This is a genomic window from Pseudomonas sp. RA_105y_Pfl2_P56, from assembly GCF_963970845.1.
GTDB classification, from domain to species: Bacteria; Pseudomonadota; Gammaproteobacteria; order Pseudomonadales; family Pseudomonadaceae; genus Aquipseudomonas; species Aquipseudomonas baetica_A.
In genome coordinates this window covers 65,842-75,169 of the sequence record NZ_CAXAPL010000030.1, presented here as the reverse complement: position 1 = coordinate 75,169, position 9,328 = coordinate 65,842, and the positions used below count along the sequence as shown (strand labels likewise).

The following is a 9,328-nucleotide window of genomic DNA, read 5'->3' as shown; positions in this document are numbered from 1 at the left end:
CGAATCCGCTTCGTGACCCCGGCCGAACGGCACCGTGGTCAGGATCATCAGATCCTGGCTCGGCGTCATGAGCTGTACGAGCAAGCTCGGGAGAAATGCCCGGAACGCTGGTCTGGACAGACAAGAACCTGGGAGCCGATGGGCACTGTGATGTTGAACCCGGATCGGCAGCAGCAGACCAAGAAAAGAGCGGCATAGTTAGACGGCGACGCGACAACAACCTTGAAAAACGCCGAAACCAGCAAGTAGTACCGACTGGTTTCCTTTTGGTGTTGGGTGACTCAACGCACCGCGCTAACACCATCCAGCGTCGAGAACGAGGTGTCCTTGGCCGTCAGCAGAAAATCGCGCATGTACGGCGCATCGAGCATATCGGCGCGAATCCCGGCGTACAGCGTGGCAAACAAGCCTTTCTCCCCCAGCCGTTTGCCCTTCACGTAACCGCGTGAGCTGTATTCATGCAGCGCCCAGTGCGGCATGCCGCAGACGCCACGGCCGCTGGCGACCAGTTGCATCATCATCACCGTCAGTTCCGAGGTGCGTACCTGCGCCGGTTCGATGTCGGCCGGTTCAAGGAAACGGGTGAAAATGTCCAGGCGGTCGCGTTCCACCGGGTAGGTAATCAGCGTTTCGGTCAGCAGGTCTTCGGGGACGATGTAGGGTTTGTTCGCCAACGGGTGCTGATTGGCCACCGCGAGCATGGCTTCGTAGGTGAACAGCGGCACGTAGGTGATGCCGGCGATGTCCAGTGGATCAGAGGTCACTACCAGATCCAGATCACCCCGGGCCAGGGCCGGCAGCGGGGCGAAGGAGAAGCCCGAGGCGAGGTCGAGTTCGACTTCCGGCCAGGCGTCACGGAACTGGTCGATGGTCGGCATCAGCCACTGAAAGCAGCTATGGCATTCGATGGCCATGTGCAGGCGCCCGGCGGTGCCGCCGGCCAGTCGAGCGATGTCGCGTTCGGCGGCGCGCAGCAGCGGCAGGGTGGCGTCGGCCAGTTGCAGCAGGCGCAGACCGGCGCTGGTGAAGCGCACCGGTTTGGTCTTGCGCACGAACAATTGCATGCCCATGCGCTCTTCCAGTTCCTTGAACTGGTGGGACAGCGCCGATTGGGTCAGGTGCAAGCGGTCGGCGGCATCGACCAGGCTGTCCGCCTCGCGCAATGCGTGCAGGGTTTTGAGGTGACGGATTTCAAGCACCGGTTGGCTCCATGAGCAAAACTTGTGATCAACACGAAAAGGTTGAGTTTGTCTCATGTTGGCCTGGCTGTCGACAATGGCGCCATCTTTTACTCATGGAGCACCTTCGACATGGCCGTGGCCCACACCCTTGGTTTTCCGCGCATTGGCGCCGACCGCGAACTGAAAAAAGCCCTCGAAGCCTACTGGAAAGGCGATCTCGATCAGGCCGCGCTGAACCAGGTTGGCCGTGATTTGCGTGCCACTCACTGGCAATTGCAGAAAGCGGCCGGCATCGACTTGCTGCCGGTCGGCGACTTCGCCTGGTACGACCAGGTGCTGACTCACTCGCTGACCTTCGGCGTGATCCCCGAGCGTTTCGACGGCGTGCGCGATGAGCACGGCCAGCCGAGCCTCGACACCCTGTTCGCCATGGCCCGTGGCGCTACCTCGAACTGCTGCGGTAGCGAACACGGCCAAACCCGATATGCCCAAGAGCTGACCAAGTGGTTCGACACCAATTACCACTACCTCGTCCCGGAATTCAGCGCTGATCAACAGTTCAAGCTGAGCTGGGAGCAGTTGTTCGATGAAGTCGAAGAGGCCAAGGCGTTGGGCCACAACGTCAAACCGGTGATCATCGGCCCGTTGACGTATCTGTGGCTGGGCAAGGCCAAAGGTAACGATTTCGACAAACTCGACTTGCTGGAGCGTCTGCTGCCGGTCTACAACCAGATCCTCGTGCGCCTGGCCGAGCAAGGCGTGGAATGGGTGCAGATCGACGAGCCGATCCTCACCCTCGACCTGCCGCAAGCGTGGAAGAGCGCCTTCGAACGCGCCTATCACATCCTTCAGTATTCGCCGTTGAAAAAACTCGTGGCGACCTACTTCAGTGGCCTGCAAGACAACCTTGGTCTGGCTGTCGGCCTGCCAGTACAAGGGCTGCACATTGATGCGGTGCGAGCGCCGGAGCAACTCGGTCAGGTGCTTGATCGCCTGCCGACCTACAAGATTCTTTCGGTGGGCCTGGTCAATGGACGCAACGTCTGGCGCTGTGAACTGGAGCAGGCGCTGGCGCAATTGCAACCGGCGCAGGAGCGTTTCGGCGACAACCTGTGGGTCAGCAGTTCCTGCTCGTTGCTGCACAGCCCGGTGGATGTCGAGCGTGAAGACACGCTCGATCCGGAACTGAAAAACTGGTTGGCGTTTGCCGTACAGAAGTGCAGCGAAATTTCCGTTTTGCGCGATGCGTTGAACGACCCGCAAGCGCCCAAGGTACAAACCGCACTGGCCCAAAGCCGAGCGATTCAGGCAAGCCGTGCGCAATCACCGCGCATTCATAAAACCCAGGTGCAGGCGCGGATCAACGCGATCAATGCCGGCGACAGCCAGCGCCATTCGCCGTTTGCCAAACGCATCGCCAAACAACAGGCGCGCCTGCAATTGCCGACGTTCCCGACCACCACCATCGGCTCGTTCCCGCAGACCGCTTCGATCCGTCTGGCGCGTCAGGCCTTCAAGCAGGGCAAGCTGTCGGCCAACGATTACCACGACGCCATGCGCAGTGAAATTCGCCACGCCGTGCAGGTGCAGGAACGCCTGGGGCTGGATGTGCTGGTGCACGGTGAGGCCGAGCGCAACGACATGGTCGAGTACTTTGCCGAGCAGCTCGACGGTTACCTGTTCACCCGTTTCGGCTGGGTGCAGAGCTACGGTTCGCGCTGTGTGAAACCGGCAGTGATTTACGGCGACCTGAGCCGGCCGCACGCCATGACGGTAGACTGGATCAGCTACGCGCAAAGCCTCACCGACAAAGTCATGAAAGGCATGCTGACCGGTCCCGTGACCATGCTGATGTGGTCGTTCCCGCGTGAAGACGTGTCGCGCAAAGTCCAGGCGCAGCAATTGGCGTTGGCGCTGCGTGATGAAGTGGTGGATCTGGAAAACGCCGGGATCAAGATCGTGCAGATCGACGAAGCGGCGTTCCGCGAAGGCCTGCCGTTACGCCGCGCGCAATGGCAGGAATACCTCGACTGGGCGGTTGAGGCGTTCCGCTTGACGGCTTCGGGCGTCAAGGACGAAACGCAGATCCACACCCACATGTGTTACAGCGAATTCAATGACGTGATCAAAGCGATTGCCGACATGGACGCCGACGTCATCACCCTCGAGACCTCGCGCTCGGACATGGAACTGCTCGAAGCCTTCGAGGCGTTTGATTACCCCAATGACATTGGCCCGGGTGTCTACGACATCCACTCGCCACGGGTGCCGGACACCGCCGAGATGGTCAAGTTGATGAGCAAAGCGGTGCAGCGGATTCCGGCCGAACGGTTGTGGGTCAACCCCGACTGCGGCTTGAAGACCCGGGCGTGGCCGGAGACCGAAGCGGCACTGGTGAACATGGTGGCGGCGGCGCGGCAGTTGCGCACCCGGCTGGCGTAAGCGCTGGGGGTGATCGAAAGCCTGCGTGGCGAGAGAGTCGATCTCTCGCCACAGGCGTCCCTTGCCACCGCGTCAGTTAACGTCTGGCAGCATCAAAAAGTAATCGAGGATGGCCGATCCCCTGCCAATCTGCCCGGCAGGCAGGTCGGGGTTTTCGGCGCGGGTGACAAAGCGGTGTTCGGGCAGTTTCAAATGCGCTTTTTCGAAATCCCTGAACGGCACGCCCGGCCTTCGATAGTGAAAGTGGGCGTACCAAAGCAATTGTGCTGGGTCCAGCGATATGTCCCAGATCTCGTACTCCTGCATATGATCTGGTTTGTTCGGGGTTTTGGTGAGGTTCTGCAGGGGGCTGACCCTGCGGATCTCCACGACGTCGTGATCGATAAGATCCTGCAACATGCCATCGGTAGGCTGTTGGCTGGTCAATGATCGCTGGGTGCGTATGGATCGGCCGGTGACAATCAATTCGTCGGCCTTATTACGTAGTTGCTCAATGATCGGGTGCTGTGCCGACTTGGCCTGAATCAGGTTGGCCCGTTGATTCAGCTCGGCGGCCTGACTGACCATCATGTGTTCCAGATCAACGGGGAGCATGCCCAGATCGGCATTGCTTTCAACCGTGGCCCGGTAGGCTGTCTGGGCGTCCAGACGCCGTTGCGCATCGCTTACAAGGAGGGCGAGCGCCACCTGTGGCGGTGTGGGGGGCGCAATGTTTTGCGGGTTCGTCAGACGGATTTTGCCGTCGGCGCCTTGTTCCCAGATTTCCTTGTATCCCCCGCGCCCGGTGAACACGTACTGGCGCGCCTGGGTCTGCGGATGCCATTGCTCAACGCCGTACAACACCTGATTGTCGGCAGTGGTGAAGACCCGCTGCACTGCCTGCCCTGTGCGCCTTGGCGCAGGCGGATCAATGATGCCCCGGCGGGCACGGTCGCCCAAACGTTCGATCCCGCTCAACAACGGTTCAACCACATCCAGATGGAAGTGTTGCGGATAGTTGGTGGTCCAGATCGTCATTTCGAGGCGAAACCGGGAGTACAGGTTGAGGCAATTTTGCAGAATCCGGCTGCGTTCGGCCGGTGACGCAATGATGTTCGGAAGGTTGTGCTGCGTGTACAAAGCCAGGTCAACATCGTCGCGAAGTTCGCGTGCCTGGGATAACAGGTAGAACCACGACAAATCATCCGTGCCGCCATAGTTCTTGACCATTTCCAGCCGATGGGAGGTTTTCAGATACAGCAGGTTGGCATCGCTGTGGTTGGTATTGAGCTCCTCGACCAGGTGGATCATGTGTTGTTTGTCCGCTCTGACGCGGATGCGGTCATACCAGAGGTTGACATGCCCCCTGAGCGCCTCCATCTGCTCCAGCAATTGCACCATCTGTACACGCAACGTGCGGGTTTCTTCGAGCATCATCAACCGTTGGTGAAGCGTGTCGGGCAGTAGATCGTCCATCGCATCACTCAGCACTTTGATTCTTTCTGACAAGGCTTTGGCTCTGTATGAAAGGTGCAACGCGCGGCGCCTGTGCCGGTCAGTGATCAACCATGCGGTCTTGCTCTGCATTTCGATCAAAGTCCGTTGCTTGTTGCCATGGGTCAGTGGCATCAGCTCAACCAGTGTCTGATAGCGTTTGCTCGCTAATTGGATATCGCCGACACAGGCGGCTTCGACAGCCGGTTGCAGGACCGCTCGATCCGCCACCGAGGCGCTAGCGTATTTGTTGATCAAGGCATCGCTGATCGCTCCCCGGGCCTGGAGTTGGTCGGCCAGGTCGTCAACCGCCAGAGTCAATTGATGATGGCGGCGAAACGTACGGCTGGCCCACCATTGCGGCAGTCGTTGTCGAATGGGGGCCGGCCAGTGCGGATCAAGTGCATCGGCCAGATATCCGACGATGTTGCCGCCGCCGAGCATGCCGCCTTCCAGGGTGGTGCCATACACGCCGAACCAGGTATCCCACTGGCCGGTTTCGTCCAGGGCGATGGGCTGTTTGTAGGTTTTTTGCGAGGTGCCACGCAATCGCCAATTGCGTGAATCGGTGCTGGGCTGAACTTCATAAATCCGCCCCTGACGCACGATGAAGTCACCGTCGGCGTGGCGGTAAACGCCGCGATAAAGGCCGCTGGTCCCCGGCTCCAGCCCGGCCAGGGAAATCGGACGTTGATACTCGTAGCCGGCAAAACGGGCGATCAAGTGGCGGGCCTGGCGCTGCGAAGGCATGTGCATCGCCGTCGCCGAGGTCGCCAGTGCTCGGGCCTGGCGTGCCCGCACCAATGAGCGAACCCCGCGCGAGACTCCCGAAAACACCATTTCACCGGGCAACAGATCCATGGCAGCGTCAATCAATGACACCAGTACCGACTCGATTTCGGCCAGGCCGTCACCCACGTCTGCGCGCAAAAAAGCCGCCACGGCCTGATTAGCCGCCGTCCAGGCATCGTAGAGCGCCAGGGCGGTGCCGATGAAAGGCAGCATGCCCAGGGCCATTTTGATGTAGTTGAATGCTCGCGGCCCTTTCAGGGCATAACGCTCCATGTACAACGCATCGTTGGAGCGAGAGGTCGAACGATGGGCTTCGATCAATCGGCCCATGTGCGCATCGAGCAGGTGGGCGGCAAACGAAGTCGTGGCCGGCCAGCGCACGCCGACGCCGATGATGGCGTCAAAACGCTTGAGCACGGCCTGCGCAATCCGGCCTTCATGTGCCCGCACGGTGCCTTGCAATGCCCGGCCGGCCAGATAAGAGGTCCACTTGTCTGTCTGACACAGCGTGTACAGGCCCAGGCGGGCCGCTTCCAGGTTGTCGTAACGGCGCAGGAATCGCTCATCGGGGCTGTCGGGCAGATACAGCAAGGTCGTGCCGCTGACTTGCTCTTCAATAAAAGTCACCCCGGACAATGTGGCCGGGCCCTCGTTGTGCGTGTCCTTGCCACCCGCGCTCAGATAGGCCGGGCGGATCACCACACGTTTGTTATCGGCATGCCAGGCCTCAGCGGTGTTGGCGTCGATGGCAATTTTCAGAATCTGCAACTCGTCCAGGCTGATCTGCTTCTGCAGATGGGCGAATTCACCTTGCAGTCTGAGCATGACCTGCCAGGGCTCGATCAGGCATTCGCGGCGATGTTCGCGCACATAAGCGGACTCATCCACCGACCCTGTGAAGGTATCGCGAATGAGTTTTTCATAGGCGTTGGGCAGATCCAGTTCCGGAATGACACGTTTGAGGTACGCAAAGGTAATGCCGTCCTCCAGCGTCTGGCGTTCGGTGGCATCGGTGGCGGTGATTTCGGTCTGGACGAAATTCAAACGCAACGAAAGCGGTTCGAGTTGCATGGACGGGGTGTTGTCGATGTTGAGCTGAGCAAACTCCACCAGGGTCATTTTGCTGCGGGCGGTACTGGGCACCATCACCAGTTCATAACCGGAATGTCCCGGGGCGGGCTTGAAGCGTTTTTCGTATTTCACAGACTCGGGCAGGTCGAGCGTCACCTCGAAATCGCCCTTGATCGAAAAATCATCGCCCAGTCGCTTCAGCAAATGTTTGCGGGTGAATTCGTCTCGCGATTCCAGCGCCAGCGCCAGTTGTTTATGGCTGCGGTGCATCGCCGAAATAAAGCGCTGGATCAGGTCCTTGAGTGTGCCCCGGTCTGTCTCGGACAGATGCTTGAGCCAGCCTGGCAGACGGGTGGCGAGCGTGTCGCTGCGATCCTGCTCCAGCACATGAGCGAAGGTCAGGTTGCGCGCGGCATTGACCGGCACCTGCAAGGCGGCGAGGGTGCGTTTACGCAGGATTTCCAGCTCGTCGGCGTGTTCGCTGCGGCCACGCAGTGCGCTGGCGTTCGACTCGAACTCACTGATCTGCGCATCAAGGCTCGAGTGCAGCGGATCGGTGTCGATCCGGTTCAACAGCAGCGCCAGTTCGGGGGCCTTTTCCTGGATCTTGAACACTTCGCGTTCCAGTTCGCGGCGATTGGCAAAGCGTTGCAAGCCGCCTCCACTGCCGGGCCAGTAAAGCAACACACTGCCTGTCGAGTCTGGGTCGAGAAGCGCGGCTTGCCGCATCACAACAAGCGGGCCCTTAAGTGTTTCGGTCTGCTTGGTGGTGGTCGGGTCAGACGTTTGAGTCATTGTCAGGGTCAGGCTGGCAACCGTGAGCTCAGCGTCGCGCTCGGCTGCGAGGGGCGTGTCCAGAATCGCCTTGAGCAGATTGTGCTCAGCGCTATCGAGTTGACCCAGTGCCAATTGCACTGTTGCCTCGGCGTGCAAGCCGTCCTTGTGCGCCTGATGAATCTGATTGAACGCTGTATTGAACGTGCTCAGGTCCTGTGGTCGCGCTCGATACAGCAGGGCCGTCGCGGCCGTGTCGCAGGTTTTTTCTGCTGCTTCCAGGGCTTTGAGTGCGTCTTTGCACTCTTGCTGACGATGTCCCGTGCCGTCGGTTTCCAGCAATGCATCGAGTGCGTCGCGCGCTCGTTTCAGCGACGCATGTCGCACCGACAACGGGATTGCTGCACGCAGGCTGCCGAACAGCGACTGTTCGTCGGTTTCGATATCGAGTTGTGCAGGTACCGGGTTTGGCGGCAACGCCACGATGATCGCTTTGCGGCGCTGGCTATCGAGCAGGTCTGCCTGAACAAGCGATTGCGCGCCATGCGCCATCAGCCCGGGCTTGCCGTGGTTGGCGTTGCGTAACGCGCTGATCTGAGCCTGTTGGCGATCGGCAAACAGGTCGCTTGAGCCGGTAATCATTGGGTCGGTGGCGGCGCTGTAGACAAAGCGCAGGTCCTTGGTTGGCAAACCGGTCGGGACAAGCGCCTGGCCGGTCAGCCAGTCTTCCAGGACTTGGCGTGTGCTGAACGCCTGGATGGCAACAGGGCGGGAGGGCAGATACAGCAAAGGACTGGCCTTGGCCGGATCGCCCACGCTGATGACCCACGCGCCTTTGAGTTTGACTTTGCTGTTATTGCTCAGCAGCAGCGCCAGTTGTTCCGTGTGGATGGGCTGACCGTCCAGTGTCAGTACCCCGGTGCGGGTATCGATGATCTGTTGCAACGGTTTGAGTTGTTCTGCGGTCAGGGTCCTGCGGGCGAATGCCACCTGGGCTGTGGCTTCGAAGTGATCGCGGTAAAGCTGAACTGCCCGCTCGCGTCGAGTCACCGGGGTGCCGCGCGCCCGCGCGTCCCAAAAACTCAACCAACGAGCCTGGTGTGCCTGTTCGGTGCTCATGGCTTTGAGCTGTTCAAGCATTTGCAGCGGCTTCAAGGTGGCCAGCGGATGAGCCACAGGCACGCCGGTCACCCGGCTGTACCGATCGACCGACGCCTCCAGTGTCGGGTGTTGCACAACAAAAGCACAGGCATCGGTGAGGCAGACAAAACGCTCTGGCTGGTTATCCGTGGCGGTCGAGCGCAGGCCGGCTTGCTCGCCATCAAGATCCAGTTGTTGGCGCAACAGTTCATTGATCGAGTCGCGCAGTGCTGGCGTCGCGGCAACCAATTCGCGCAAACCCTGGCTGCTTTCGCGCCAGCGGGCCGTGGCCTGCAGCAACAGGCTGTCATCAAGATGTCTGGGCAATGGGGCGGCGGGTGGCAGCGCCAGCGGTAGTGGGTAAGGCAGATCGGGGAAAAGGCTATCGGGCATGGCGGCATATCTCGCAATGGGAGCGGCGGTTCCACTCCTTGAGCAAGCCATTTAAGAGGGAT

General features: G+C 60.2%; 3 protein-coding genes and 1 pseudogene. 2 read left to right on the top strand and 2 right to left on the bottom strand.

All coding sequences use genetic code 11. The features are described 5' to 3' along the window. Positions 1 to 198: pseudogene (locus AACY11_RS19875) on the top strand (IS3 family transposase); the annotation flags it as partial. A gap of 83 nt (positions 199 to 281) precedes the next feature. On the opposite strand, the gene metR reads toward AACY11_RS19875, so the two are convergent. Further along, positions 282 to 1,199, bottom strand: coding sequence for a transcriptional regulator MetR (metR, locus tag AACY11_RS19870; protein ID WP_221732116.1), 918 nt, complete (start codon positions 1,197 to 1,199; stop codon positions 282 to 284). Between the two features lie 111 nt (positions 1,200 to 1,310). On the opposite strand from metR, the gene metE reads away from it, so the two are divergent. Next, positions 1,311 to 3,623 (top strand): 5-methyltetrahydropteroyltriglutamate--homocysteine S-methyltransferase, encoded by a 2,313-nt coding sequence (gene metE, locus AACY11_RS19865; protein WP_339495570.1) that lies wholly within the window; start codon positions 1,311 to 1,313, stop codon positions 3,621 to 3,623. 72 nt (positions 3,624 to 3,695) lie between these two features. Here metE and AACY11_RS19860 read toward each other — a convergent pair whose 3' ends face one another. Beyond that, positions 3,696 to 9,266 carry a dermonecrotic toxin domain-containing protein gene (locus AACY11_RS19860; protein ID WP_339495569.1) on the bottom strand — a complete coding sequence of 1,857 codons (5,571 nt, stop codon included), beginning with the start codon at positions 9,264 to 9,266 and terminating at the stop codon, positions 3,696 to 3,698. Positions 9,267 to 9,328 lie beyond the last annotated feature (62 nt).